The sequence below is a fragment of the Sorangium sp. So ce145 genome, from assembly GCF_051525985.1.
GTDB lineage: Bacteria > Myxococcota_A > Polyangia > Polyangiales > Polyangiaceae > Sorangium > Sorangium cellulosum_B.
In genome coordinates, this window is the sequence record NZ_CP150315.1 from 2,046,512 (window position 1) to 2,073,022 (window position 26,511).

Sequence of the window (26,511 nt, forward strand, 5' to 3'; positions counted from 1 at the left end):
GCCCGCGCCCCGGCTGCCCTCCACGCTCGCGAGCATCGTCGACGATGGCGCGCCGCCGCGGTGCTAAGTAGCGCGTATGCGGCTCATCGGACAGATCCACGTTTCGCTCAAGGGCAGCATCATCCAGCGCAACCCCACCGTCTGGGAGAAGCTGAAGCGCAGCTTCGGCGCCACGGTGGATCTCGACACCGATCGCGTGCGCGTCGAGCTCGAGGCCACCGCCGTGGTCGATCAGGTGCGGAGGGCGCTCGTCCAGCTCGGGGTCACGAACGCCCTCTCGCTCGTGATCGACGACACCGTCATCTTCCAGGACACCGACGGGAAGCCGGACGATCTTCCCGACCTCGTGCTCGCGCTGTCCGAGCATTCCGCCGTGTTCGGGCGCGGGTTCAGCGAGCTCAGGTTCGCCGCCGAGCACGAGGAGGCGGGGCTGCACCTGGTCATCGAGACGCGGGCGCGCACCGAGCACGCCGACGACGAGCCGGCGGGGCTCGTCTCCATCGGCGGGCGCCTGCGGGATCTCGAGCCGCGAGCCGGCGAGTCCGCGGAGGACTACCGCCGCCGCGTCGAGCCCCTGGCGAAGGATCCGGCGCTGTTCGAGGCGGCGCGGCTGCAGTTCGAGTCCTTCGTCGGGCGGGTCGAGGGCGCCCTCAAGGCCACGATGCCGGAGGCGCGCGTGGAGCATCACCACGCCGACGCGCGCGTCGTGCACGCGCCGGCTGGCGACGGCGCGGGCGCCGAGCAGCCTCCCGTGGGCCCCACGCACCCGGGCTATGACCCGTTCGTCGTCTATTACCCACCCAGCCCGCTGGGGATGATGCTGGACGTGATGCTCATCACCTCGTTCATGCACATGCTCACGCCTCCACACGTCCTCTTCGTGAACCCGGCGGGCACGATGCTCGGCACAGCGCAGGAGGCCGCCGAGAATCCTGACCTCTTGAACGGCGCGGATCGCGGCGGCGACGATGACCTCTCGGCGAGCGACGAGGGGGACGCGGCGGATGACGGCGATCCGTGGGGTGATGACGGCGGCGGGGTCGATGACGGCGGCGGGTTCGACGGCGATTTCGGCGACTGAGCCGCTCGCGCCGGGCCGCGGCGAGGCGCCGCGTCAGGGCCTCGCGCGTCCGTCGCGCGTCCGTCGCGCGCAGGTTCCGGCGCGCGGCTCGCGAGCGCGCCGGCGACGCGCTGACCTCGCGGCCGAGCGGGCTCGTCCGGCCATGGACGACGACTGGCGATCATGGTACGCCGCGCTACGGCCGTGACCGGCGCTGGCATGCGTATCTATCGCGCTGGCGTGCTGATGGTCGCGCGCGCCGAACCCTGGACTGGAGAGCGCGATGAACAAGAGCGAGGCGGCGCTTCGGAAGCAGCCGCAGGTGGCGGGCGGGGGAGATCCTGAGATCGCCAGAGAGGTCCGTACCATCATTGCAGAGCGATGTGGGATGAGCGTCGATGCCGTGACTCCCGACCTGTCGCTCGAGAGCGGCCTCGGCGTGGATTCACTGGCGCTCATCGAGGTCAACGTCGCGCTCGAGGAGCGATTCCAGATCGTGGCGCCCGATTTCGCGGCGCCCGATCAGGCGCAGATCAGCACGGTCGGCGACGTCATCGCCTTCGTCGAGGCGCAGATCGCGGCGCGAGGCGGCCGGGGAGGGGCGCCTTGACCGCCCCGCGCACGCGCGCCGAGCGTGAGGCCGCCGTCCGGACGCCCGAGGAGCAGCGGGAGCACGAGCGGCGGGAGGTCGCAGCTCATTACCAGAACGACCCGGAGATATTCTCCATGGTCCTCGACAGCCGCCTGGCCTACGCGACGGGCATCTTCCTCGATCCTGCCGAGAGCCTCGAGGCGGCGCAAGAGCGGAAGTACGACTGGGTCCGCCGCGAGCTCGACATCCACCCCGGAGAGCGCGTCCTCGACGTGGGGTGCGGCTGGGGCTCGAACCTCATCTATCTCGCCGAGCGCACCGGCGGGAGCTTCCATGGCGTCACGCTGAGCGACAAGCAGCGGCAGGAGGCGCTCCGCCGCGCCGACCGGGCGGGCGTCGCCTCGCGCGTCCGCATCGACCTCGCTCATATCGAGGACATCGATCTCGCGCCCGAGTCGCTCGACGCCGTGCTGTTCGTCGGCAGCATCGTGCACATGCACAACCGCGAGCGGATCCACCAGAAGATCGCCGCCGCGCTGCGCCCGGGCGGCAGGCTGCTCATCTCCGACTGTTATTTCCCGGCGCGCGCCCGCGGGGACCGGGAGAGCTCTGCGACCCAGTACATCTTCGTCGAGGCGCTCGGCTATTGCCGCCTGATCTCGCTGGCCGAGGAGCTCGGGATGATCGAGCAAGCCGGCCTCGATGTCCGGCGCGTCGAGGATCTCACGAGCTCGTACGTGCACACGGTCGCCCGGTGGATCGACAACGTGCGCGCGAACCGCGCCCGGATCGACGCCCGCGCGCCCGGCTTCTCGCGGCTGCTCCAGACGTACATGACCGTGGGCCGGCTCTCCTTCGCGCGCCGCACCGCGCTCGAGTACATGATCGTGGCGACGAAGGGCGGCGGCCGCGAGCGCCTCGGCGTCGCGCCCTCGCCCGAGCCGGGGCGCGCGCCGTGAGCCGCGGGCTCTCTGCGCGGACGGTCGCGGGCCTGCTCAGGGCGCGGGCCGAGGCGACGCCGGATCGATTCGGGTTCTATCACAAGCAGCAGGGCGAGTTCGTCGGGTGGTCGTGGGCGGAGTACTGGCGCCGCGCGTGCGCGGCGGCGTCGGGCCTGCTCGCGGCGGGGGTGCGCCCGGGCGATCGCGTGCTCCTGCTCGTGACGGACGTCGAGGTGGCGGTGCCGTGCCTCTTCGGCGTCTGGGTGCTCGGCGCGGTGCCGATCCAGGTCGGGGTGCCCTACCGGCTCACGGACGTGGCGGCATTCCTCGGCGAGCTCCGGAGGACGGCCGCCCGCGTCGGCGCGCGCGCGCTCGTTGTCTCGTCCGCGCTGCTCGGCTTCGCGCAGGGCGAGGAGGGGGCGGACGATCTCGTCCAGCTCGCCGCCGAGCCGCTGCTCGACGCGCCCCTCGCGGGCTCGCTGCCCGATCCGGAGCGCGCGCCCGGGCCCGCGCTCATCCAGCTCACGAGCGGCAGCACCGGGCACCCGCGCGGCGTCGTGATCCCGCACGAGCGGCTGATGCTGCACCTCGACGCGATGAGCCAGCGGCTCCCGGTGCGCGGCGAGGGCGCGGGGGGCGTCTCGTGGCTGCCGCTCCACCACGACATGGGCCTCGTCGGCGGGCTGCTCTTCCCGCTCTTCAACGATTTCCCCGTTCACATGCTCTCGCCGCTCGAGTTCCGGACGCGGCCTTTCTCGTGGCTCGCGGAGATGTCGAGCATCCGGGGTGTCATCTCGCTCGGGCCGCCGAGCGCTTATGCCATCTGCATCGGCCTCGCCCGTCGCGCCGTCGAGGCGGGCCTCGATCTCGGCGCGTGGCGGTGCGCGATGATCGGCGCCGAGCCGATCTCCCCCGCCTTGCTCCGCCGCTTCGCCGAGGCGTTCAAGCCTTGTGGCTTCCGCGTCGAGGCGTTCTTCCCCGTCTACGGGCTGGCCGAGGCGACGGTCGCCGTGACCTTCCCCGACCTCTACGCCGAGCCGCGCGCCCTCACGGTGGATCGCGGCCTTTTGGAGCGCGAGGGCCGCGTCGAGGAGGCCGCGCCTGGCCCCCTCTCGCTGGAGCTCGCCGGCGTCGGCAGGCCGATCCCGCACACGGAGATCCGGATCGTGGACGCCCAGCGCAGCCCCGTCCCGGAGCGCACGGTGGGGGAGATCGAGGTGCGCTCGGAGACGGTGATGGAGGGCTATTTCAACGAGCCCGAGGCGACCGCCGAGGCGCTCGTGGGCGGGTGGCTGCGCACGGGCGATCTCGGGTTCATCGATCGCGGGACGCTGTTCGTCACCGGCCGGAAGAAGGAGGTGATCATCAAGGGCGGTCACACGATGATCCCCGCCGTGATCGAGGAGATCGCCGCCCGGGTCGACGGGATCCGGGCCGGGTGCGTGGTCGCGGTCGGGCTGTTCGTCGAGGAGCGCCAGACCGAGTCGGTCTATGTGGTGGCCGAGACACGCGCCGAGGCGTCCGAGCACGCCGGCCTCGCGGAGCGCGTGCGGGAGGCGCTGCGGGCGAACGGCGTCACGGTCGACCAGGTCGTCCTGGTTCCGCCGGGCGAGCTGCCCAAGACGACGAGCGGCAAGCTGCGACGCCGGGAGGTCGCCGAGCGGCTGCGCGCGGGGGGGCTTCGCTGAAGAGCGCCGGCCCTCCGCTCCACCCTCCGTCGCCAACGTAAGCGTAAACGTGCACGCGCACGCGCACGCGCACGACCACGCGCACGACCACGACCACGTGCGCGTGTTCGTGTTCGTGTTCGTTCACGGCCTATCGTTGACGTCCACGACCACGACCACGTCCACGTAAACGTCTACGTCCACGTAAACGTTCGGATATAGGAGGACGCGGCGGTGATTGGCCGATTTCGCGGGCGCTGCCGGGCGGTGCGCGATAGATCCCGGAATCGCTCTCCGGAGCACAACCGAACGGGACCGTCCATGTTGAGCAGCCCGCGAGACCACAAGTCCACCTGTCCCTCCCCGCTTTCGCCCGAGGCGCGCGCGTGGGAGCTGGAGCAGCTCCGGGCGCTCGGCCTCGAAGACGACGACTGGTGCTCGGACGATCAATGCCCCTTCTGTGCCGGGCGGCCCCTGTCCGTGGAGAGCAAACGAGCGCACGGGTGAGCGGCGCCCTCGGTCGGGGCCGGGTCACCGGCGCGAGCGGCCGGTGACCCGCACGGGGATCACTCTGCGATCTTCGCCTTCACCCACTTGCCCGACTCGGTGAGGTCGTTGTCGTTCCAGTTGCCCATCTGGTTTGCGTTGGGCCTGAGCGCGGAGCACGCCTCGGCCTTGTCGCCCAGCGACCAGTTGGCCCAGCTGATGTTGTGCGAGTCCAGGAAGTCGAGCCAGGTCTGCGACTCGCCAAGGTTGAGCTGGCCGTTGCCGTCGGCGGAGCAGGTCCCCCACTCGGTCACGAACAGCGCCAGCTTCTTGTTGATGGCTTTCTGGGCCTTGTCGCGCAGCGACGCCTTGTGCGTGTTGGCGTAGAAGTGGAGGGTGTACGCCACGTTCTGATCGCTGAGGGGATTGTCCGCGGCGATGTCGACGTCCTGCGACCAGTTCGGCGAGCCGACGATGACCAGGTTGTTCGCGCCCTGGCCGCGGATCTCGGAGATCACCGCCTCGGCGTAGGACTTCACCGCGGGCCAGGTGTTCGTGTTGAGGGGCTCGTTGAAGACCTCGAAGATGACGTTGGGCGTGTTCTTGTAGGCCTGCGCCACCTCGCGGAAGTAGCTCTTCGCCAGGTCCAGGTGCTGGTGCGCGTTGTGATCGTGCCAGTCGAGGATGACGTAGATGCCCTTCGCGATCGCCGCGTCGGCGATGGTCTTCGCCTTGGCCTTCTGGGCGCCCGCGTCCTGGAGGTACCCGTCTTCGCCCTCGATGCCCATGGCGGCGCGGACGACGGTCGACTCCCAGTTGTCCGCGAGCGAGTTGACGACATTGCCGTTGTAGTAGTTGCTCCACTGGCTCCAGAACAGGCTCATACCCTTGAGCTGGACCGGGGACCCGTGCTCGCCGACGATGTTGCCGTTCATGACCCGGAGCCGGCCATGACGCTCGACCGGCGTGCCGTCCGTGGGCACCCCCCCGGTGCTCGCGCTCGTCGTGGACGAGGCCGATGTCGTCGCCGAGGTCGTCGAGGCGCTCGAGGTCGTCGAGGCGCTCGAGGTCGTCGCGCTCGCGGAGGTCGTCGAGGCGCTCGAGGTCGTCGCGCCCGCGGAGGTCGTCGAGGCGCTCGAGGTCGTCGCGCTCGCGGAGGTCGCCCCGCCGCCGCCGCCCGCGCCGCCCACCCCGTCGTCCGTCCCCGCGTCACCGCAGCCGATCAGCACGGTGGCTTGCAACGCAACCACTGCAAGGCCGAATGACCACTTCGACCTGCCAAGCACACCGCGAAGCAAAACTCTTTTCATCATGTCCTCCAAGAGAAGTATCCGGATGGCGCGGCATTAGAAGGGCAGTTCAGCGCCATGGCAAGCCCTCCGCGTGCCTCTGACCAAGGGATGAAATCCACGCCTTTTGTATGGCAAAATACAGTATCGGTGCGCGCAGGTGACAACTGCGGCCGGTGGTCTCCAGCGAGACCGTGAGGCGAAGCCTTCACGGGCGCCGATCCGAGGGAGCCGTGGTGTGCAGGCAACAGAAATTTCGCAAAAAATATGCCAGTTGGCGGAGCCCGTGATGCGGAAGCTGCTGCGCTGCGTCTCTGGTCTGCGCGGGGGGCTGCGCCGCGCGGGTCCACGCAGGCTACGGTGTTCCCCTTGGTGGTCGGGTGACCACCCTGGGCAACCGCCTATCCATGCGCAGGGCGTCAATATTGCTCAGGAAATTGCGAGCGACCGCCCCCCGGGATGTCAAGCCTCGAGCGCCGCGCCCGGCTCGTCTCGCCGCGCCGTCGAGGCGCTCGTCACGTCGGCACCGGCACTGGCGGCGGCTCGTCGTCCGGCGCGATGCAGGCGGACAGGTCGAACAGCATGAAGAGCAGCGCCTTCTCCTGGGGGGTCAGCTCATGCATCGCCCCGTCGCGGCCTTCACAGCCGCTCGGGAACGGCGCCCCGGCGACGTCGCTCGCCGCCACGTGGATGTCCGTGTACACGAACCTGCCGCACTGCGCTTCTTCCGGCGCGCCGATGGGCGTGTTGAACGTGAAGTATTTGACCCCCGCGGGCGCGTCGAAATCGGTGTTGGCCTCGTTGTAGAGCCACCGCGTCGCGATCTCCTCGTTCACCGAGTCGACCCAGTGCTGCGGATCGTCGATCTCGATCTGCCCGGGCACGGTCGACGCGCCCACGTTGGCGAGCCAGTCCCGGAGCGCCAGGCCCTTCGGGAACGTGGTGTCGACGAGCACGGGGAGCCCGTCGTCGGGATCGCTCTCCTCGTCCCATTCGGCCGTCTCCGGGAACCGCTCCGGCCCGAGCCGGAGCCAGGTGTTGTGCCAGTGCGACGCGAACACGCGGCCTCCCGCGGAGGCGTAGTCGAACATCGCTCGCAGCGCGGTCTCCGGCTTGTCGTCCCCGAACTCGGAGCCTTCGCACGACAGGATCACCATGTCGTATCGACGCAGCGTATCGAGCGAGCCCCAGAACTCGCGCGCGAGGGAGAAGGGGGCGCCGTCGTTCAGGCCGTCTCGGTACCTGCTCGTCGCGCTGTCGCCCTCGATGGCGCGCCCGGCGAACAGGTTCACCCGCCCGTCGCCCGCCTCCGGCGTGAACTCCGACGCGTCGATTCCCATCTTGTACAGCAGGCACTCCAGCACGTCCGAGCCGCCGGTCGTCAGCGCGATCTTCGGGAGGTGGCCCTCCGCCTTGCTGCGCGGCAGGCGGACCGTCCTGTCCACGGTCGGGTTGTCGACGCACCCCTCGACCTTCGGCAGCGTGATCTGGCGCCGCCATTTGCCGAGCTGGACGACCAGCGGGATATCCACCCCGACGGGCACGTTCTCCAGCACGAAGCGCCCGTTCGTGTCCGTCAGCGCGGTCGCGATCGGATCGCCGGAGAGCGTCACATCGCACCGATCGCAGCTCGCCCCGTCGGTGATGGGCTCAAGCTCCCTGTTCGGGACGTACACCGTGACGTTGTACAGCGGGAGTTTGCCCGCGGGCTCGTACACGGTGCCGCTCACGGTGGTCGTGCCGCCGCCTGGACAGGCGATCTGCTGGCACTCGAGCCCTTCGCACCCGCCGCTCGTGACCCCTGACCCGCCGCTCCCCGCCAGGAAGGGGATTCCCCCGGAGCCGCCACCCCCCGCGCTCTGGTCGGCGCCGCCTCCGGACGTGGCGCCGATCGTCCCGCCGGAATCGCCGCAGGAGCATCCGCCAGCGACAGCCGGGGCCATGGCCGCCGCGGCCAGGAGCCATCGGGCGCTGCCATGCACTATCCCCATTCGATCCTCCAGGCGCAGAGAGGCGAGCGTGCCCTGTTCCGCCCATTCCAAGAGTAATCGATACGCGAGGATACGGGAAGGGACAACCATGCAAGGATGCGAGCGAGAACACGCTGCTGCGTGCGTCGACGGAAGCCCTCTTCCCCGTCTGCGCCGCCGGGGGCGGCGCGGGGCAGTCGGGTGTCACTCGCTCGGTTTCGCTCGGCTTCGCTCTGCCTCGCTAGGTTTCCGTGCGATCGAGCGGACCGTGAGGAGACAGGCGACAGCGGCACCAACCTTCGTTCCGCGTACCACCGCGCCCCGCGGCCGCGCGCGAGACCGCGAGACGGCGCCCGTGTGGCCGTGTTCCGTCATGGCGAGATGCCCCTCGGCAGAGTAGGATGCGGCGCTTTGCAATCGGTCCTACCTGCCCCCGCTCTCCCTCGCCCGCGTTTGCTGGAGATCACCTGGCCCATCTTCAGCGAGAACCTGCTGCACATGCTCGTCGGCGTGTTCGGCGTATGGCTGGTCAGCCGCCTCTCGGACGAGGCCGCCGCCGCGTACGGGCTGTCCAACCAGATCATGTTGACCTTCATGATCACCTTTCGCTTCGTCAGCGTCGGCGCGAGCGTGGTCGTGACCCAGTATCTCGGCGCGCGGGACCGCGCCGGGGCGGAGCAGGTCGCGCGGGCGTCGCTCGCGGCCAATCTCTGGCTCGGCGTCTTCAGCTTCGCCGTCATCGCGATCGGCGCGAGGCCGCTGCTCGAGCTGATGCGCCTGCCGCCATCCCTGTTCCCGATCGCGGAGCCTTACCTGATCGCCGTCGGCGTGATGCTGGCGTTCGACGCGGTGAATTTCTCGATGGGCTCGGTGCTGCGCGCGCACACCTACACCCGCGACACGCTGCGCCTCATCGTCGTCATGTACGTCGTGCAGCTCGCGCTCAGCCTGCCGCTCATGTTCGGTGTCGCCGGGGCTCCGGGGCTCGGCATGATGGGGCTCGCGCTCGCCGCGGTGGTCGGGCGCGCGCTCTCGTTCTGGATGCACCGGCAGCTCTGGATCTCGCGCCTCGGCATCCGCCCGACCTTCGAGGATTTCTGGCGCATTCGCCCCGATCGCCTGCGCGAGATGCTGCACATCGGCCTTCCGGGGGCGGGCGAGAACGTGGTCTATCGCATCAGCTTCATGATCATCCTCGCGATGGTCGCCAACATGGGCCAGACGGCGCTCACCACCCATACGTACACGATGCAGATCATGCACTTTCTGCTCCTGTTCGGCATGGCGATCGGCTTCGGGACCGAGATCGTGGTCGGACACCACATCGGCGCCGGCGATCTGCAGGGCGCCGATCGGCTGGTGCGCGGCGGCCTGGCGATCGGGTTCTGCGTGTGCGTGAGCCTGGTGCTCGCCACCGCGCTGCTCGGCCCCCACCTGCTCGGCCTCTTCTCGCGCGATCCCGAGGTGATCGCCACCGGCTCCCGGCTGCTGTGGCTGACCCTCCTCGTCGAGCCGGGCCGCACGCTCAACCTGGTCGTCATCAACGGGCTCCGCGCCACCGGCGACGCCCGCTTCCCGGTCGGGTTCGGCGTCTTCTCGATGTTCGCCGTGGCCGTCGGGCTGTCCTGGCTGCTCGGCGTCCACCTCGGCTGGGGGCTCGCCGGCGTCTGGGTCGCCTACGCCGCCGACGAGTGGGTCCGCGGGCTGGTCATGGCCGCGCGCTGGCACTTCCACGGCTGGGTGCCCCACGCGCGGCGCACCTTCCGCCGGGTGCGGCTGAGCAGCCGCCCCGCGTGAGCGCTCGCGCTCACGCTTGCCGAACAACCGCCCCGAGCAAGGGTGAAGCGCCGCCCGGCGGAAGGCGGCCGGGAGGCCGGGCGCCCGTCATCCCGCCGGCGCGCTCACCTTCTCGGTGACGGCCATGCACAGCGCGGCCACGCCGCGCCTCGGGACGGTGACGAGCTTGTCGCGGAAGCTGGCGCGCTGATCGGTGTAGAGCTTCGACACCTTGTGCGAGAGGATCGTCGAGCTCCAGACCGCGACCACGTCGGCCCAGCGGAGATCGGCGTCGGCCTTCGCCGCATTGCGGTGACCCTCTCCGTCCACGATGCGGATCTCGACCTCACCCGCGAGCAGCTGCCGCAGGTCCTCGGATGTGCCTGGCCCGCCGCCGACCACGAGCAGCCTCCGCAGGCCGCGCGCGTGGAACGCGCCGATCATCGCCAGCGCTGCCCGCTTGTTCGCCGAGCTGCCGCAGAGGTCGCAGACGGCGTCGGCGCCGACCTCGACCACGCGGAGCCCGGCCTTCGCCGGGAGCTTCACGCACTCGGCGCAGCGGCGCTCGACCCGCTCCTCCGCCGGCGCTGGCGGCGGGCGGCGACCGAGCGCCTGCTGCGCCTGGCCAGCGAGCTCTGCCGGAAGGAAGTCCGCGGGGTGGCGGAGCTCCGTCGCTGGCGCATGCTCCGCGAGCCAGAGGAGCAGATCGGTTTCTGAAATATTCAGAGATTTTGCGAGGTTGCGCACACGGACGGATCGCGCCATTGCGACGCGACTGTGACATGTGCAGCACCGCTGCGCCCTTTTCTATCGCAGGGTGGTGGCCTCGGGCTGGCGCCGTGCGGCCCGGCGCCGGCGGTGCCCGGTTCGCGCGCGGCTCAGTCGAGGGCGGCGGCGCGGCGCAGCCCGTGGCGCTGGAGGAGGCGGTGGAGATACATCCGGTCGAGCCCTGCTTTGCGCGCGGCGCGGCTCACGTTGCCGTTCGACCACTCCAGCAGGGCGGCGAGGTAGCGCCGCTCGAACTGGTCGATGATCGCGTCCTTCGCCTCCTTGAAGGGCATCTCGATGTTCGCGGCGGGCTCCTCGGGAGCGGCGCCCGGCGGCGCGGCGCCCTGCGGCGCGGAGCTGCGCTCGGGCGGCGCCGCCGCCCCCATGGCGGCGCCCTCGCCCAGCACGACGCGGCGCTCGACGTAGTTCCTCAGCTCTCGCACGTTGCCGGGCCAGTCGTACCGCTTCATGTCCTCGATGACCTCGGGGGGGAAGAGGTGCACCTTGTCGACGGCGCCGAGCTCGTTCAGGAAGCAGTGGACGAGGAGGCCGATGTCCTCCTTGCGCTCCCGCAGCGGCGGGACGCGCACGGTGAGCACCGAGAGGCGGTAATAGAGGTCCTCGCGGAACCTGCCGCTGTTCACCTCGCGCTCCAGGCGCCGGTTCGTGGCGGCGATCACCCGGATATCGACCTTGCGCACCCGGCTCTCGCCGAGCCTGCGCACCTCGCGCGAGGCGAGGGCGCGGAGGAGCTTCGGCTGCATCTCCAGCGGCAGCTCGCCGATCTCGTCGAGGAAGACGGTGCCGCCGTCGGCCTCCTCGAAGGCGCCGGCGCGGTCGCGCGTGGCGCCCGTGAACGAGCCGCGCACGTGGCCGAACAGCTCGCTCTCGATGAGGCTCGGCGAGATGGCGCCGCAGTCGACGATGACGAGCGGCTTGTCGGCGCGGGCGCCGCGCTGGACGAGCTCGGTGGCGATGACCTCCTTGCCCGTGCCGTTCTCGCCCTCGATCAGCACGTCGGGCGCGCTCTTCGCCACGCGATCGAGGACGGGGAAGAGGCGCCGCATGGGGACCGACACGCCCTGGAGCGCCCCGAAGCTGACCGCGCGCGCGAGCTCGGTCTCGGCGACGGCGTCGGCGTCGCGGATGCGCACGACCGACTCGCCGAGCTCGATGCGGCACTCCGGCAGGATGGCGTCGGCGTCCCGCACGCGGACGCCGGCGATGGTCGTCCCGTTGAGCGAGCCGACGTCCGTCAGCCGGAACGTGGACTTCACGCGCTCGAGGATGCAGTGGAAGCGGGAGACGGCGCGGTCGGCGAGCACCAGGTCGTTGCTCTGGTGGGAGCCGATGCGGATGAAATCGCCGTCGAGCACCATGACCCGGCTCGCGGGCTTGCCCGCCTCGCGCTCGACGCACAGCTCGAGCCGGGGCACCGCGAGCACCTCGCCCTTCGCCATGCGGGGCTCCGTGGAGGCCGCGAGGCTCGGCGGGCCGGGGTCGTCGGGCGTGGCGGGGGGGCGCGGCATGCGCGCCATCTTACGCGCGAGCCTGTGCTCGTCCAGAGGCGGCCCTGCCGGCGGCTCAGGGCGGGAGGTCGCCGCCCGCCGGCTTGAGCCACACGACGGTGGCCCCCCACCCGCCGCGGGAGGCGGGGGCGTCGCGGAAGCCATCGACGGCCGGGTGGCGCGAGAGGACGGCCCGGACGACGCGGCGCTGCACGCCCTTGCCGCGGCCGTGGATGACGCGCACCTCGCGGAACCCGCGCAGCTGCGCCTCGTGGAGGTACTCCTCGACCACGGAGGCGACGTCGCGCGGGGCGAACGTGTGCAGGTCGATCGCGTCCTCGATCGGCATGACCACGACGTCGTCGTCGCCGGGCGGCTCGGGCGCTCCTTCGGGGGGCCCGGCCCCGGGCGCGTCGAGCCCGGCGAGATTGGGGGGCGCGGGCGCGCGGGGCGAGAGCGCGCGGTCGAGCCATTCGCGGAGCCGGCGGAGCATCCGCGCGGTGTAGCCGAGCCGGCGGCGCCCGCCACCGCGGCCGGAGCGCCGCGCTTGCGGGCGCGGGGGGCGCTTGCGCCGCTACCGCGGCGGGATCACGGGTCGTCCCCACGAGCGGGCGGTCCGCTCGCAGGCAAGCTCAGTCGGAACGTCGCGCCGTTTCCAGGAGGGGAGCTCACGGCCAACGTGGCCCCGTGGGCGGCGGCGATCCTGCTCGCCAGGTACAGCCCGAGGCCCATCCCGGACGCATAGCCGTCCGTGACGAAGCGGTCGAAGATGCGGGGAAGGATCTCCGGCGGCACGCCGGATCCGCGGTCGACGACGTCGACGTGGGCGTGCTCCGTCCCCTTGATCAGCTCGCTGGTGAGCGTGATGAGGACCCCCTTTCCCGGGGGCGAGTGCTTGATCGCGTTGCTGACGAGGTTCTCCAGGGCCTGGCGGAGGCGATCCCTGTCCGCCACGACGACGAGCTCCCGCGGGCCCTCGACGCGGATCTCGACGCTGGGAGTCCCGAGCGCGACGGCGATGTCCCGCGCCAGCGAGACCAGGTCCATGGGCGCCGGCGCGATCTCGAAGAGGCCCTGCTCGATGCGCCCCACGTCCAGCAGATCCGAGATGAGCTGGCCGAGCCGGGCGACCGACTCGGTCGCCCGGTCGGCGTCGCGCACGTCGTCGACCCGGCCGTCGAGCTCCGCGCGCCGGCGGAGCAGACCAAGGCGGCCCATGAGCGGGGTCAGGTGATTTCGGAGATCGTGCGCCAGCACGGTGATGAGCTCCTCCGCGGCCTGGCGCCTGCCTTGCGCGAGCGCGGCGGAGGTGACCTGCTCGACGAGCTCCGCCCGGTGCGTCAGGGCGCCGATCCAGTGCGCGACCGCGCCGAGGAAGCGGAGATCCTCGTCGGAGAAGAACTCCGGCGCGGCGGAGTGAGCAGAGACGACGCCGCGCCGCTCGCCGTCGACGGCGAGCCGGACCGCGATGTGCGACCGCACGCCGAGCTCGTTGACCAGGCCGGGCAGCTCGCCGGGCTCCTGCTCCGAATGCCCGGTGATGTGGGGATCGCCGGTCGTGAAGACGCGGGCGATCGACCCGCCGTTCGCGACCGGGTGGATGTCGAGCCCGAGCGATCGCTGGAGCCGGCCCATGGGCGTCTTGCTCGTCCCCAGGGCATGCAGCGTGTTCCTGCTGGGGTCGAAGAGGAAGATGTCGATCTTGTCGGCGCAGAGCGCGCCGGCGAGGAGGTCACTCGCCTGGTTGAGCGACTGCCTCAGATCGGCCGCCGGCAGCTCGAGCAAGCGCTGGAGTGTCGATATCAGCCTACCTTCCTTCGAGGAGGCTTCCTTTCCGGACATGCTGCTTTCTCGCTCCGTGATCCGCTCGACGCCATTCGCTCGGCGGCGGAAGCGCGCGCCGGCGGTAAACGGTGGATTGGGTCGTTATGACGACGCTGTCGCCCGATCGGTAGATGTGCGCGGCGCTGGCCGCCGCTCCGGCGCAAATCCGCGCGAGCGACCGGCGACACGGGCGAGCTCGGGCGGACGCGCGCGGCATGTCGGACGGAACGACGCGCGCGGTGCGATGCGCGCACGCCGGCGGCCCTTCGAGGCAAGGTCGTCTTCCTCCTCGATCGGGCGGGGCTCGTGCGGCATGTGCACCTCGGGGGCAAGCTGGAGCCCGCCACCCCCGAGTTCGCGGCGGTCGAGGGGCGCGTCCGTGCATTGCTCGACGAGCCTGTGCGCTGACAGGCCACGTCCAGCATCGTTTGGATCCACTTGTCGGCGCGTGTGTAAAACAAGACGGATCCGCACGGAGGCCCGCCGCGCCGCAGGAGCGGCGACAGGCCCCGTGGCCGGTCAGCTCTTGCAGCAGAGCGTGCCTGCCGTGGTGTTGCCCGCGCGGCCGCCGAAGTAGCGGTTCTTGCTGCTGTCGCCGTGGCCGCAGTTGACCCGGTTGCATCTGTTCCCCTCGGGATCGACGCCGTCGGGGGAGCACACGCGCATGGGGGTATTGGCGCCGCAGCTCATGCCGGTCGGCGCCGCGGAGCAGCTCCCCGAGCCCACGCCGGTGTACTTGAGGTCGTCGTCGGCCCAGTGGTGGTGCTTCGGCGCCTCGGCGTTCGTGGGGCCGTAGCCGTTCTTCTCGACGAACTCCGCGGCGCTGCACACGTGATAGCCGGTCTTGCACAGGTCCGCGCGGTCGGGGTAGGTCACGCTGCCGGCGCAGCCGAACATCTCGTCGTCCCAGAAGCGCTGCACCCCCGTGACGAGGTCCGGGTCGTCCTTGCACCCGCCCGTGGTCCGCGCGTAGGCGGGCTGGCTCGGTTGTAGCTCGAGAAGTCCAGCGCGTGGACGCTCGTGAAGGCAGGCGAGGTGTCGCGCAGGTGGGCGATGGCGTAGCGGGCCCAGTCGAGGATGTTGAAGGCGAACCCGCCCGAGCCGGGCGCGACGGCCCAGGGCGCGACGATGTGCTTGCCCTTGACGACCGCGGCGATCATGCCCGGCGTGAGCGCGCCCGGGGCCGGGTAGCCCGTGTAGTCATCGAGCTTCCAGGCGAGGTCGTCGTGCGCCGCGTTCACGAGAGGCGGCGGGGTCGCGGCGATGAAATCGAGGCGGTCCGAGGACGCCTGGACTTGCTCCTCCAAGGCCGTTTGCTCGATCTCCGGCGTGGGGTTGCGCACCCCGCGAGGGAGGGCGCGACGCCAAAGCACGCTGCGATCCATCGATTGAGCTTCATGGGTTCTTCCTTCGTTCTGGGCAGGGCGGAGGATGCGCTTCAATGGCGCTCCTGCCGGAGCGAGCGCGACAGCGCGGCCGCTCGGGGCGTTGCAACCGAGAGGCCACTCCGCTCAAGGCCGGGATGGAGGTGCTTTGAGGGACGCTGTCACGCGGCCATGGCGGCCGGCTGTCACGCGGTCATGACACCGCAACGCCGCCGCAGCACCGCGTGGAGGTCTCTGGCGGCGAGAGGCGCGCGCGGCGCAGCGCGGCGTCACGCCTGCCGCGTCGGCTCATCCACGCCACGTCCACGGCGCGGCGGGCGACGCAGCTCGCCGTGGCGTGGAGGAGGTCCCTTTGAATCGGTTGTTGGCGTCGCTCTTCCAGGCATCGGCGCCGAGGCGGGTGAGGGGTGCCGAGCAGCTCAGCGCTCGCTCGCGTGCGCGATGGTCTCGATCATGCGCGGGATGGCGACGGAGATGAGGATCCCCAGGTTCGCCCGCTTGTTGTCCACCAGCATGCCCTGGAGCAGCTTCCCGTGGTTGACCACCACCACGGTGTGGTTGCCCGCCATGTCGAGCAGGTAATACCGCCCCAGCGGAGGGAAGTTCGAGTCGCGCAGCGAGCTGTCCAGCTCCTCGGTGATGCGCGTGAAGAGGGCCACCGCCACCGGCTGCTGGTTGAAGCCGGCGAGCGACAGGCCCGCCGTACGTTCCCAGATGTCGGTGGCCAGCAGCCCGTCGCGGAGGATGCTGCGGAGATCATGGACTGCGGCCTCGAGGACTTTGGTGTCGATCATCGTGCTTCCGTCGCTCCTGGGCGCGCGCGCCCGCATTGAAAACCCGGATGTACTACAGCCCGCGCAAGGTCGTCGCGAGCGCCTCCTTCAGCTGCTCGAACGACCGCGTGGAGAGAGCCTCGTCGCCCACGGTGCCGAGGCAGAAGCCGCCGCGCGCCGTGCGCGCCTCGACCCAGGACATCATCTGCGCGCCCAGCCAGAGCGCGCCCGCCGTGGCGTCGACGCCGGGGATGGAGCGGACGCCGACCAGCGCCGAGAGCAGCGGCCCCACGAGGGACACGTGCGCCTCGGAGATGCCGTGCGCCGCCAGCGTGAGGCCGTTGTCGTCGGCCACGAAGGCGCCCACGCACGGGTGGTGATCGAGCGTCCAGGCGACGAGCGCGTCGAGCCGATCGGCCGGGTTGTCGGAGGTCTGAACGAGGCGCGGCACCTCCTTCACGACCTCCTTCACCTCCTTGGGCGCGGCCTTCGCCGGCGCGGGCGCGGCCTTCGCCGGCGCGCCGGCGCGCGCTGCCCCCATGGCGGTCACGAGCGTCGCGGGCTCCCGCGACCGCGTCGCGGTCACCCGCGCGAGGAGCGAGGTCACCCGCTGCGCGTCAGTCCACGAGACGGATCGGACCGTCATCCTCGCCTCCTGCGTCGGAGCCCAGGCGCTCCTCGATCTCGGCCACCAGCTTGTCGAACACCGCGGAGACCGCCGGTGGGCGGCGGCTGAGCAGGCCGAGCGGCACGCCCGCGCGGCTCGCCTGGAGGAACGTGCTGTCGCGCGGGACCGCGGTGTCGAAGACCTGATCGCGGTAGAGGGACCACAGCTCCTCCAGCGAGGCCAAGAGCACCGGATCGCGGAACGAGCTCATGGTGCCGACCACGCCGAGCAGGGAACAGGCGGAGCCGATGTCGCGGAGCCGCGCCAGGAGCTCGAGCAGCCGGGGCATGGCCCGCAGGGCGAGCGGCTCGCACTGCGCGACGGCGATGACGCTGTCCACCTCTTCCAGCGCGATGCGCGACATCCCGCCGAGCCCGGCCGGCGTGTCGAAGAGGACGAGGTCGAAGTCGCGCTGGCTGTGCTCCAGGATGCGCCCCACGATGTTGGCCTCGCGCGCGTTGATGGCGAAGCGATCTTCATCGAGCGCGTCGACGGGGCCCATGGGCAAGAGGCAGAGCTCCGGGAGCCGGGTCTTCACCAGGCCCTCGAGCGGGGGGCCGCCTCGCGCGAGGTTCGCGGCGAGGCCGGGCCGGTCGCTGACGCCGTCGAGCGACATGCCGATGGCGCCCTGCAGATCCGTGTCGACGAGCAAGGTCCGCGCGCCTCGGCGCGCGAAGGCGAAGGCGCAGTTGAGCGCCACGGTGGTCTTTCCGACTCCGCCCTTGAGGCTGGCGAATGCGATGGATCGGGTCATCTTGGGTATCCGAGCTTGCGTAGCTGTTCCAGGTTAGCGCGCACGAGGCTGGACGCGGGGTCGAGCGTCGAGAGGTCGATGAGGACGCAGGCCGCCTCGCTGTAGCTGCGTTCCATCAAGAGGCGCCGCGCGTCGGCGTTGAGCTGCTTGATGCGGGCCGCGCGCTGCTCCGGCGAGATGAGCGCGATCTCGATCCGCCTCGACGAGATCGGCGGCGGCGCCTCCACGCTGCCTTCGTCGATCCGGCGCAGCGAGTCGAGCACCAGCTCCGCCAGGTCCTTGAAGATGGTGCGCTCCTTCGTCGAGCCGACGGCCGGGGTGACGCGCACCCGCATCTCGGGGCGGATGAGCCGCGCGAACGCCTCCTCGCCCACGCCGAGACCGTCGAACGCCGTCCACACCTGGCCGCGCCGCACCTCGATCAGACCCACGTCGGCGCTCGCGTTGCTGACAACGAGCACGTGCGACTCGCCGGACATGCAGATCATCTGCAAGAAGTCGACGGGCACGAAGTTCATCCCGATCGGCGCCGACTGGGCGCCCGCGGCGTGCGCCATGAGGATGAGCGTCTCCTCGGCGATGGGCCACGTCACCCGCGTGGCGCTCGCCGCGCCCGGGACCTCCACGCCGTCGTTGACGGCGAGCACCAGCCGCGCCGTGCGGCGGAGGAGCTGCGCGACGGCGTCCTCCGGCCCACCCGGGAGCGACGGCGCATAGATGATCAGCTCCGCGCTCTGCACGCCGTCGAGGGCTTGATCGAGCTCCTCCCAGGTCGCGGCGCCGAGGGCGCTCACCGGCGCCTGCCCGGCGATGACGCGGATGCACCGCATGCGCTCGCGCAGATCGGGAACAGCGACCACGACGATGGCCATCAGCCTCCAGTGTCGCGCCGCACTCGGCGCAGCATGACCGACGACGCCGTATCGCCCGGGCGCATGCGCGCGCACGCCTCGAACGCCTCGACCGCAGCGTCGTAGCGGCGCTGCACGAACGCGGCGGTGCCGCGGGCGAACGCCTCGCGGTAGAGCCGATCCTCCTCGGTCTCGTACACCCGCGGCGTGAACGGCGCGCTCGCGGGGGGAACTGGCGCGCTCGCGGGGGGAGCCTCCGGCGATCGCCGCTCCAGGCCGCGCTCCGGCATGGTCGGCGGCCCCGGATCGGCGCCGGCCTCGGACGGCAGCGTGTCCAGCGGCGGCCGGAAGGAGACCGACGGCCGGTCGCTGAACGGCGACGCCACCTCCCTCCCCGTGTAGAGGCCGACCAGCACCTGCAGCGTGCGGAGCCGCCCGAGCGGGCACATTTGAATGATGTCGTCGAACGTCGAGGCGCCGTCGATGTACCGCGCCACCAGGAGCGCGTCGGGCGAGCGACCCGCCGACACCGGGATGGGCCCCGCCACCTGATCGAGGCCGCCGAGCCGCTTGGCGTAGGCGCCGGCGAGGAACTCTTTGATCCGCTCGATGCTCGCCTGCAGCTCGCGATCGCCGGGCGACTCCGCGCGCGCGCGGTACAGCACCGCCAGCGCCTCCTCGTAGCGCTTCTCACGGACCAGCCGCACGATCTCCGCCCGCATGGGCGCGCTCTTCGGGACCGCGCGGCTCTCGGGTTCCACCATCAGAGCTGAGTCGAGTTGGTCTTTCACGGCACAGCCGGCAAGTTACATGCCTCGACCGCCGGCATTCAAGCTGTTTGGCTGCACTCTTGCGGCGGCCGTCCTCGATCGGCGCCGCGGATACCGGCTCGCCATCGTTCAGGTACGCGTGTGTGGGACCAGCCAGCACCCCGCCAGAAGACTGGGAGCCGCGACATGCGCCTCCTATGAAGGCCGGAGAGACATGGGGCGAGGCAATGACCGCGGCCCGCTTCCCCATTCGGTCCTTTGAGTCGCCACCTGCTCTCGGGCGTCCCGCAGGATCGATCGCCAGCCAATCGCGAACGTCGCAAGCCGTATCGCACCCCAGCGCCGGTTCGCCCACCGGCCGCCGTTTCAAATTTGAATGGTGATCCCAAAATTGTGGGTGCAACTTACGTTGGGCTTGCGCTACAGTGAATGCACCGGCTGGACGCACCCCGCAGCGTTGCAGAAACGTCTGAGGTGGTTGGTGGAAAATTCCAGTAATCAAGCTCGGAATGAAGCGCGAGGGGAGAGCGCAGGATTTCAACCGAGGTGAGGTCCAGCAGCAGCGTCCATGCTCGGTGCGCCGTGATCTTGTCTTGAGGCCTCTCGAGGCGCTCGCGGCGCTTGGTTCAGGCAAACAGAGGGATTGTTCAACCAACTGACACTCCACAGCCGAAAAGGAGATCGCTCATGCGGCAGGTCTTGCGGCACATCTTCGAGAAGAAGCAGGCATACGCTCGTCTACCCCTGTTCGAGCACATGCGTAACGAACTGCTCGATCCGAGCGAGCGGCTCGCGTTCTATCCATGCATGGCGTACTTCATCCTGAGCTTCGGTGATCTGAACAAATTCGTACTACGGGAGGAGCACGCCGCGGACAAATACCAAGAGATGGTCAACGCCCACACGCGCGAGGACGACCATCACTGGCCTTGGTACCTGGAGGATCTGTCCAAGCTCGGCTACGACGTCGAGGGCCGGGCCACGGACCTGCTGCACTTCCTCTGGGGTGAAGAGACGATACAGAATCGGATCCTCACCGCGCGGCTCACCGCGCTCATCAAGGGCACGACGGGCCTCGAGCGGCTCGTCATCATCGAGGCGATCGAGGAGACAGGCAACGTGCTCTTCGGGGCGATGCTCCCCCTGGCGGAGGCCCTGGAGAAGCGCCTCGACACGCAGCTGCGCTACTGCGGCTCGTTCCATTTCGAGCGCGAGTCGGGCCACGCGGTGAACGCCGACCACGCCGAGCTGGCGCGCATCCCGCTCGACGCCGAGACGCGCGCGCGGTACATCGCGCTCGCGGACGAGGTGTTCGCGATATTCGAGCCGTGGACACACGAGCTCTTGCGCTATGCCCTCGCGCACCCCGTGAGCGCCCCCGTGGCCGATCCCGAGACGGACGGCGTGAGCCAGGTGATGACCCGGTCGTCGGTGCTCGCCGCGTGAAGCAGCGCGGTTGAGGCCTCTCCCGTCGCACCGCCCCCTCACCGGGACCCGCCCCCGGGCGCTCGTCATGCGACGAGCTCTCCGCACAAGATGCTGACGCACATCTTGCCCCGACAGCGGTCGCCTACCGCGCGAGCGGCGGTATCCCCGACGCGGTGCGGATCCGCGGAGGTCACCTCCCGGCGGCGGGTGGCCTCGCGGCGCGCTCGCCGCGCCTTCCGCCTGACGCGCGGCGCTGCGCCCCGCTTGCCGCGACGGCTCATCCACACCACATCCCCACGACCCGCATGGCCTCAGAACGCAAGACCCACCGCGCCCTCACCGTCGCCGGGCTGATCCTGGCCCTCGCCATGGCCGCCCTCGAATCGACCGTCGTCGCCACCGCCATGCCCACCGTGATCGGCGACCTCGGGGGGATTCACCAGTACGCCTGGGTCACCACCGCCTACCTGCTCACCTCGTCCGTGCTGGTGCCCATCTGCGGCAAGCTGTCGGACATCTACGGCCGCAAGCCGATCATGCTCTTCGGCATCGCCGTCTTCCTGCTCGGCTCGATCGCCAGCGGCGCGGCGCAGACGATGCCGCAGCTCATCGCCTTCCGCGCCCTCCAGGGGGCCGGCGCCGGGGCGATGCAGCCGATGGCGATGACCATCTCGGGCGACATCTTCGATCTCGAGGAGCGCGCGCGGATCCAGGGCGTCTTCGGGGCAGCCTGGGGGCTGTTCGGCATCATCGGCCCGATGGTGGGCGGGCTCATCGTGCACTACTTCTCCTGGCGCTGGGTCTTCTACGTCAACGTCCCGTTCGGCGTTGCGTCCGTCGCGCTCGTGGCGTCCTCGTTCCACGAGCGCATCGACAGGCGGCCTCATGAGCTCGATTTCCTCGGCGCGGCGCTCCTGTCCGCCGGCGTGGTCGCGCTGCTGCTCGCCACGGGGAGGCTGGGCGGGGAGACGACGCTGCTCGCGGCGGTCGCGTCGGCGGCGCTGTTCGCCGCGTTCTTCGCGGTCGAGCGCCGGGCCTCTGAGCCGATGATCCCGCTGCCGCTCTTCCGGCGCCCGGTGATGCTCATCTCCAACGTGGCCGGCGCGATCCTCGGCGGCGCGATGGTGGGCACGATCACGTTCGTGCCGCTCTTCGTGCAGGGCGTGCTCCGCGGCACCCCCACCGACGCCGGCAGCGCCATCGCGCCGATGCTCATCGGCTGGCCGGTCGCGAGCGCGATCGGCGGGCGGCTCATCCCGCGGGTCGGGTTCCGCCCGCTCATCTGGATCGGCCTCGGCGTCACGGCGGCGGCGGGGCTCGCGCTCGCGCTCGGCGGGGCGCACGACACGCCGCTGATGCTCCGCGCGACGACGCTGTTCTTCGGCGTGGGCATGGGGCTGTCCAACGTCGCGCTGCTCATCGCCGTGCAGAGCAGCGTCGCGTGGGATCAGCGGGGGATCGCCACCGCGAGCACGATGTTCTCCCGGCTGCTCGGCGGCGTCGTGGCGGTGGGCATCATGGGCGGCGTCCTGACGGCCCAGCTCGCGAAGGACCCGTCGATCCCCGCCGACGCCGCGAGCCGGCTCCTGACGGCGGAGGGGGCGCGCGACCTCGATCCGTCGATCCTCCAGCACCTCGGGGAGGCGCTCACGTCCGGCCTCACGACGGTGTTCTGGATCATCGCGGCGATGGGCATCACCGGCTTCATCGCGGCGCTGTGGTTCCCCCGCGTGCCGCTCCAGGCCGCCGGGGGAGACGCGGCCGTCGCGCCGCCGAGCGAGGCCGGCGTCGGGTGAGGCGACCCGCCCGCGTCGCCGGGGACGGGGCTCGATCCAGCGTGTTCGACGAGGGCCGCCAGATCCTGCTCCGATCGAGCCGCGAGGGCGGAGGAGACCTGTTCTGGGCGCGACGGCCGTCGACCGACGCGGCCTTCGAAGAGGCGGAGTCGCTCGATGAGCCGCTGAACCTTCCCGCAGAGCGCGACACCGATCCACACCTCTCGCCCGACGGGGCCGTCCTGTTCTTCGCGTCGACGCGGAGCGGGGTGGCCGACATCTACGAAGCGCGGCGCGTCGCACGATGAGTCGTGGCATCGCCGTCTCGGTGTAAAATTTCTTCGCAGACGGTTCTTGACGCCCCACGAGGAGCTCGAGCAACCCATGGTTGATCGTGGGCGCTCCGGCCCACGTGGGAGCGCGGGACGGCTCGTCCCGGAGGACATCGAGCCGATCCCATGGCCAGCACCTCGACGGATGATCCGCCCATGGATCCTCAGGAGTTCAAGATGCGTCTCACGCTTTGCCGGTCGCGGCGACGACGGGTGTCCGCGCCCACGTGGAGCCTCCTGATCGGCGTCGCCGCAATGCTCGCGGGCTGCAGCACGGAGACCTCGGTGCAGGGCTCCGGCTCAGGCGGCCAGGACAGCGGCGCCACCGGCGCCGGCGCCACGACCACCGCTTCCGCCACAACGGCGAGCAGCGGCGCGGGAGGCCATCCGAGCGCGACGGCCGGGGTGGGCGGCGACGGCAGCGGCGGCGCGGGCGGCAGCGGCGGCGCCGGAGACGGCGGCGGCGCCGGAGACGGCGGCGGCGCTGGCGGGGGCGGCGGCGCTGGCGGGAGCGGCGGCGCGGGAGGGGCCGCGGACAGGTGCGCCGATTCCCTCTACGACCCGGCGAGCCCGCCAGAGGCGCTGACCCTGTCCGGGAACCTGGGGACCCACGACCCGGCCATCATCCAGGCCGGCGACCGCTACTACCTGTTCCAGACGGGGGACAGGCTGCCGATGAAGATCTCGTCGAACCTCACCGCGTGGCAGGCCGCCGGTCGGGTGTTCGACGCGAAGCCTGCCTGGCTGGAGGAGAAGGTCCCGGGCGTGAGCGACCTGTGGGCGCCCGATATCTCGCGCTTCGGGGACACCTACCATCTCTACTACTCCGCCTCCACGTTCGGCAGCAACCGGTCGTGCATCGGGCACGCGACGAAGGCATCGCTCGACTCGGCAGGTCCCTGGACGGACCGCGGCGCCGCCATCTGCTCCAACGACGGCGGGGCGCGGGACGACTGGAACGCGATCGATCCCAACGTCGCGATGGATGACGAGGGGACGCCGTGGCTCGTGTTCGGGAGCTTCTGGGGCGGTATCAAGATGGTGAAGCTCGCCCCGTCGGGGGAGCGGGCCGACGGGGAGCTCCACGCCCTCGCCGCCCGCCCCGACGCCCGCGGGGCGCTCGAGGCGCCCTTCATCGTCCGGCGCTGCGGCTTCTATTACCTGTTCGTCTCGTTCGACGCCTGCTGCCGTGGGACGGACAGCACGTACAAGATCGCCGTCGGTCGTTCGAAGAGCATCACAGGCCCGTACGTCGACAAGGAGGGGACACCCATGATGTCCGGCGGCGGCAGCATCGTCGTGGAAGGAGGCTCCCGCTGGCGAGGGCCCGGGCACAACGCCGTGCTGTTCTCCGGCGATCGCTCTTACAACGTCTATCACGCGTACGACGCGCAATCGAACGGCGCCCCCACGCTGCGGATCTCCGATCTGGCGTGGGACACCGACGGCTTTCCGCGCTCCGGAGGGCCCTAATCGCGCCACCGCCGCCGGGCTCCGCGCTGCGCGCCCTGCTGATCGGGACTCATGGACTCCACCCTCGTCGCCAGAATGCGAAAGCCCGTGACTGACCTCCACGCGCCGCTGGAGGGAGCGCCTCCGCGGGCGGACGAGCTGCTCGGGCTCGCGCGCGCCGCCGCGGGGCGCGATCCGGCGGCGATCCGCACGCTCATCACCGAGCTCGGCGGCGCCATGTTGCGGAGCGTGCGGAAGGTGCTCGGCCCGCATCACCCCGACGTCGAGGACGTGACCCAGGAGGCCGTGCTCGCGCTGCTCCAGGCGCTGCCGTCCTTTCGCGCGGAGTGCACCGTGCTCCACTTCGCCAACCGGATCGCCGTGATGACCGCGTTCGGCGCGCGCCGGCGCCTCAGCGTGCGCGCGCGTTTCGACGAGCCGGGCGCGCCGATCGACGTGGCCCCGGACGAGAGCGGCGCGTCGCCGTTCGCCGAGGCGGTCTCGAGCCGGCGGCGTACGATGGTGCTCGAGGTGCTCGACAGGATGCCCGAGGCGACCGCGGAGGCGCTGGCCCTCCATTTCGTGCTTGGCTACACGGTCGACGAGATCGCGGCGCTCGCCCGCGTCTCTCCGAACACGGTCTGGAGTCGGCTCCGGCTCGGCAAGGAGGCGCTGCGGCGCGCGCTCGCCAACAACGCGAAGCTGGCCGAGCTCTTCCGGGGGAGGGAGACGTGGCCGCCGGCTGTCGGAGCGAGCTCCTCACGCGGGTGCGCCGCGGCGTCGCGACGGAGCCGGACCGGCTCGCCCTCGACGCCCACCTCGGCGCCTGCGCGTCGTGCCGGATGAGCTGGGTGCTCGCGCTGGACTTCGCCGCGGCCACGGAGCTCTTCGTCGCGCTCGATCCCGCGCGCGTCCGCTGCGATCTCGCGCTCGAGCGAGGGACCGAGACCGCCCTTGCGCGGTACCGCTTCCGGCCTGGCGTGCTGCTCGGCGTCGAGCTCTGACGGCGTCGCGTCGGACTGCGTCGAGCCGTCGGATGCGCATTCTTGTGAAAATTTGCGCTATGACGCGACGGCCCGGGCGCCCGCGAGAAAATCGAACGACGCGTGATTGATCGCAGCCGCCTCGGCGCACGTGGGGAGGACAGAGCGGTGCTTTGTCATCACTTCGCGCTCTCTTCACCCACGTTGGCCACGTACGTCCCTCCGGGCACGCACCCGACGCGTGCTCGTCGTGCATTGTTTTCCTGCAGGAGCTCGTCATGCGAATTCGGCCTCTCTTCATGACCGTCGTGCTTCATTCTTTCGTCGCCGGAATCGGCCTCGCGTCTGGGGGTTGCAGCTCGGGAGACCCCGACGATCACCCCGCCACGCAGACCACAGGCAGCGGCGGTGGCGGCGGTAGCAGCACCAGCGCCAGCGCAAGCACAAGCGCCAGCAGCGGTGCGGGCGGTGCGAGCGGCGCTTCCGGCCCCAGTGCCACGGGGGTGGGCGGCGCGGGAGAGGGTGGCGGTGGCGGCGGCGCGGCCGGAGGGACGACGAGCGCTTCAGGCGGCTCGGAAGGCGGCGGCGGGAGCGCCGAGCTGCCGGACGTCACCGTGTACATCGCCGGCGACTCGACCGTTCAGACCTACGTGAACAGCGCCCTTCACCAGGCGGGCTGGGGCCAGATGCTGGGGGAGTTCTTCGACGAGCGGGTGCGCGTCGACAACCGGGCCATCGGCGGCCGGACCGCGCGCCGGTACATCGACGAGGGCCGCCTCGACGACGTCCTCGAGGACATCCAGAGCGGAGACTACTTCCTTGTGCAGTTCGGCACGAACGACAGCAACAAGACCGCGACGTACGAGCACGACGGCGCAACCATTCCCTATTACCTGGACCCCGCGACGGACTTCAAATCGTACCTCGAGCGGTACATCACGGGCGCGCAGGCGCGCTCCGCGACGCCGGTGCTGGTCACCCCGCCCCCGCGGCGATCGTGCTCCGGGGACAGCCACGAATTCGGCAACGGCCTGAGCGCCTATGCGAAGGCGATGCGCGAGCTCGGGGACGAGCTGGACGTGGCCGTCATCGATCTCAACGCGAAGACGCTCGCCCACTTGAACTCGATCGGATGCGTGGCGGCGGGCGAGGACTTCTTCCTCGTCCGGGCGGACGGCTCGGTCGACGGCACCCATTTCAACGAGACCGGCGCCCGGGTCATGGCGGGCCTGGTGGCCGACGGCACCGAGGACGCCGGCCTGACGCTCGCGCGGTACCGGAAGTGACGGGACCGACGCGCCTGTACAAGCAAGTTCGCATGGAAAGTTCCTTTCAGAGCACGCGGAACGCGAGGCGATCCGCGAAAGGTCCTCGGCCTCCAGCGCCGGCGGCCCAGCGGCCGGTGACGCTCGGAGACCGAGGATCAATGAATGACCTCCATGGTTGCCCGAGCCGCTCGA

26 protein-coding genes are annotated in these 26,511 nt (G+C 70.7%); 13 read left to right on the forward strand and 13 right to left on the reverse strand.

The window, feature by feature from the left end; all coding sequences use genetic code 11:
* The first annotated feature begins 76 nt into the window (after nucleotides 1-76).
* The 4 genes from WMF34_RS07740 (at nucleotide 77) to WMF34_RS07755 (ending at nucleotide 4,281) form a co-directional block, all read left to right on the forward strand.
* Nucleotides 77-1,081: a hypothetical protein gene (locus WMF34_RS07740; RefSeq protein ID WP_012234099.1), complete on the forward strand. Its 1,005-nt coding sequence runs from the start codon at nucleotides 77-79 to the stop codon at nucleotides 1,079-1,081.
* 262 nt (nucleotides 1,082-1,343) lie between these two features.
* Nucleotides 1,344-1,670: an acyl carrier protein gene (locus tag WMF34_RS07745; protein WP_049876196.1), complete on the forward strand. Its 327-nt coding sequence runs from the start codon at nucleotides 1,344-1,346 to the stop codon at nucleotides 1,668-1,670.
* On the forward strand, nucleotides 1,667-2,611 hold the full coding sequence (locus tag WMF34_RS07750) for an SAM-dependent methyltransferase (protein WP_012234101.1): 945 nt from the start codon (nucleotides 1,667-1,669) through the stop codon (nucleotides 2,609-2,611). Before WMF34_RS07745 ends, WMF34_RS07750 begins: the two co-directional genes overlap by 4 nt.
* On the forward strand, nucleotides 2,608-4,281 hold the full coding sequence (locus tag WMF34_RS07755; RefSeq protein ID WP_012234102.1) for an AMP-binding protein: 1,674 nt from the start codon (nucleotides 2,608-2,610) through the stop codon (nucleotides 4,279-4,281). The genes WMF34_RS07750 and WMF34_RS07755 overlap by 4 nt, the downstream gene beginning before the upstream one ends.
* Nucleotides 4,282-4,826: 545 nt before the next feature.
* On the opposite strand, the gene WMF34_RS07760 is transcribed toward WMF34_RS07755, so the two are convergent.
* On the reverse strand, nucleotides 4,827-5,729 hold the full coding sequence (locus WMF34_RS07760; protein ID WP_231864735.1) for a glycoside hydrolase family 5 protein: 903 nt from the start codon (nucleotides 5,727-5,729) through the stop codon (nucleotides 4,827-4,829).
* On the opposite strand from WMF34_RS07760, the gene WMF34_RS07765 reads away from it, so the two are divergent.
* Nucleotides 5,722-6,096: a hypothetical protein gene (locus tag WMF34_RS07765; RefSeq protein ID WP_231864736.1), complete on the forward strand. Its 375-nt coding sequence runs from the start codon at nucleotides 5,722-5,724 to the stop codon at nucleotides 6,094-6,096. The two genes, WMF34_RS07760 and WMF34_RS07765, sit on opposite strands and share 8 nt — an antisense overlap.
* 454 nt (nucleotides 6,097-6,550) lie before the next feature.
* Here WMF34_RS07765 and WMF34_RS07770 read toward each other — a convergent pair whose 3' ends face one another.
* Nucleotides 6,551-8,026: a carboxypeptidase regulatory-like domain-containing protein gene (locus WMF34_RS07770; protein WP_437992879.1), complete on the reverse strand. Its 1,476-nt coding sequence runs from the start codon at nucleotides 8,024-8,026 to the stop codon at nucleotides 6,551-6,553.
* Nucleotides 8,027-8,206: 180 nt separating this feature from the next.
* On the opposite strand from WMF34_RS07770, the gene WMF34_RS07775 reads away from it, so the two are divergent.
* Nucleotides 8,207-9,802: an MATE family efflux transporter gene (locus WMF34_RS07775; protein WP_437992880.1), complete on the forward strand. Its 1,596-nt coding sequence runs from the start codon at nucleotides 8,207-8,209 to the stop codon at nucleotides 9,800-9,802.
* Nucleotides 9,803-9,889: 87 nt separating this feature from the next.
* Here the strand turns inward: WMF34_RS07775 and WMF34_RS07780 are convergent, their stop codons facing one another.
* From WMF34_RS07780 to WMF34_RS07830, 11 genes are all read right to left on the reverse strand, one after another.
* Nucleotides 9,890-10,528, reverse strand: coding sequence for a hypothetical protein (locus WMF34_RS07780; protein WP_231864738.1), 639 nt, complete (start codon nucleotides 10,526-10,528; stop codon nucleotides 9,890-9,892).
* A gap of 131 nt (nucleotides 10,529-10,659) precedes the next feature.
* Complete coding sequence (locus tag WMF34_RS07785; protein WP_437992881.1) at nucleotides 10,660-12,078, reverse strand: sigma 54-interacting transcriptional regulator; 1,419 nt, start codon at nucleotides 12,076-12,078, stop codon at nucleotides 10,660-10,662.
* A gap of 55 nt (nucleotides 12,079-12,133) precedes the next feature.
* Nucleotides 12,134-12,550 (reverse strand): Smr/MutS family protein, encoded by a 417-nt coding sequence (locus WMF34_RS07790; protein WP_437992882.1) that lies wholly within the window; start codon nucleotides 12,548-12,550, stop codon nucleotides 12,134-12,136.
* Nucleotides 12,551-12,645: 95 nt separating this feature from the next.
* A complete protein-coding gene (locus WMF34_RS07795; RefSeq protein WP_437992883.1) occupies nucleotides 12,646-13,899 on the reverse strand; it encodes a GAF domain-containing sensor histidine kinase in 1,254 nt (417 codons plus the stop codon).
* 501 nt (nucleotides 13,900-14,400) lie between these two features.
* Complete coding sequence (locus tag WMF34_RS07800) at nucleotides 14,401-14,778, reverse strand: hypothetical protein (protein ID WP_437992884.1); 378 nt, start codon at nucleotides 14,776-14,778, stop codon at nucleotides 14,401-14,403.
* Complete coding sequence (locus WMF34_RS07805; RefSeq protein WP_437992885.1) at nucleotides 14,754-15,254, reverse strand: hypothetical protein; 501 nt, start codon at nucleotides 15,252-15,254, stop codon at nucleotides 14,754-14,756. Before WMF34_RS07805 ends, WMF34_RS07800 begins: the two co-directional genes overlap by 25 nt.
* 431 nt (nucleotides 15,255-15,685) lie before the next feature.
* Nucleotides 15,686-16,060, reverse strand: coding sequence for a hypothetical protein (locus WMF34_RS07810; protein WP_437992886.1), 375 nt, complete (start codon nucleotides 16,058-16,060; stop codon nucleotides 15,686-15,688).
* Between the two features lie 52 nt (nucleotides 16,061-16,112).
* The gene (locus tag WMF34_RS07815; protein WP_437992887.1) at nucleotides 16,113-16,685 is read right to left on the reverse strand and encodes a hypothetical protein; all 573 of its coding nucleotides are present in this window, start codon (nucleotides 16,683-16,685) and stop codon (nucleotides 16,113-16,115) included.
* Entirely contained in the window at nucleotides 16,657-17,460 is an 804-nt protein-coding gene (locus WMF34_RS07820; protein WP_012234114.1) for a ParA family protein, read from the reverse strand. The genes WMF34_RS07815 and WMF34_RS07820 overlap by 29 nt, the downstream gene beginning before the upstream one ends.
* Complete coding sequence (locus tag WMF34_RS07825; protein ID WP_157906516.1) at nucleotides 17,457-18,332, reverse strand: DUF4388 domain-containing protein; 876 nt, start codon at nucleotides 18,330-18,332, stop codon at nucleotides 17,457-17,459. The genes WMF34_RS07820 and WMF34_RS07825 overlap by 4 nt, the downstream gene beginning before the upstream one ends.
* The gene (locus WMF34_RS07830; protein ID WP_437992888.1) at nucleotides 18,332-19,033 is read right to left on the reverse strand and encodes a TRP-like protein; all 702 of its coding nucleotides are present in this window, start codon (nucleotides 19,031-19,033) and stop codon (nucleotides 18,332-18,334) included. The genes WMF34_RS07825 and WMF34_RS07830 overlap by 1 nt, the downstream gene beginning before the upstream one ends.
* A gap of 735 nt (nucleotides 19,034-19,768) precedes the next feature.
* On the opposite strand from WMF34_RS07830, the gene WMF34_RS07835 reads away from it, so the two are divergent.
* The 7 genes from WMF34_RS07835 (at nucleotide 19,769) to WMF34_RS07865 (ending at nucleotide 26,337) form a co-directional block, all read left to right on the forward strand.
* On the forward strand, nucleotides 19,769-20,527 hold the full coding sequence (locus WMF34_RS07835) for a hypothetical protein (RefSeq protein ID WP_012234117.1): 759 nt from the start codon (nucleotides 19,769-19,771) through the stop codon (nucleotides 20,525-20,527).
* Between the two features lie 155 nt (nucleotides 20,528-20,682).
* Nucleotides 20,683-22,305: an MDR family MFS transporter gene (locus WMF34_RS07840; RefSeq protein WP_269454234.1), complete on the forward strand. Its 1,623-nt coding sequence runs from the start codon at nucleotides 20,683-20,685 to the stop codon at nucleotides 22,303-22,305.
* Nucleotides 22,302-22,592 carry a PD40 domain-containing protein gene (locus WMF34_RS07845; RefSeq protein ID WP_012234119.1) on the forward strand — a complete coding sequence of 97 codons (291 nt, stop codon included), beginning with the start codon at nucleotides 22,302-22,304 and terminating at the stop codon, nucleotides 22,590-22,592. Before WMF34_RS07840 ends, WMF34_RS07845 begins: the two co-directional genes overlap by 4 nt.
* 180 nt (nucleotides 22,593-22,772) lie before the next feature.
* On the forward strand, nucleotides 22,773-24,089 hold the full coding sequence (locus WMF34_RS07850; RefSeq protein ID WP_437992889.1) for an arabinan endo-1,5-alpha-L-arabinosidase: 1,317 nt from the start codon (nucleotides 22,773-22,775) through the stop codon (nucleotides 24,087-24,089).
* A gap of 87 nt (nucleotides 24,090-24,176) precedes the next feature.
* On the forward strand, nucleotides 24,177-24,914 hold the full coding sequence (locus tag WMF34_RS07855) for an RNA polymerase sigma factor (protein WP_437992890.1): 738 nt from the start codon (nucleotides 24,177-24,179) through the stop codon (nucleotides 24,912-24,914).
* A complete protein-coding gene (locus WMF34_RS07860) occupies nucleotides 24,911-25,072 on the forward strand; it encodes a hypothetical protein (RefSeq protein ID WP_437992891.1) in 162 nt (53 codons plus the stop codon). Before WMF34_RS07855 ends, WMF34_RS07860 begins: the two co-directional genes overlap by 4 nt.
* A gap of 257 nt (nucleotides 25,073-25,329) precedes the next feature.
* Entirely contained in the window at nucleotides 25,330-26,337 is a 1,008-nt protein-coding gene (locus tag WMF34_RS07865) for a rhamnogalacturonan acetylesterase (protein WP_437992892.1), read from the forward strand.
* The last annotated feature ends 174 nt before the right edge of the window (nucleotides 26,338-26,511 follow it).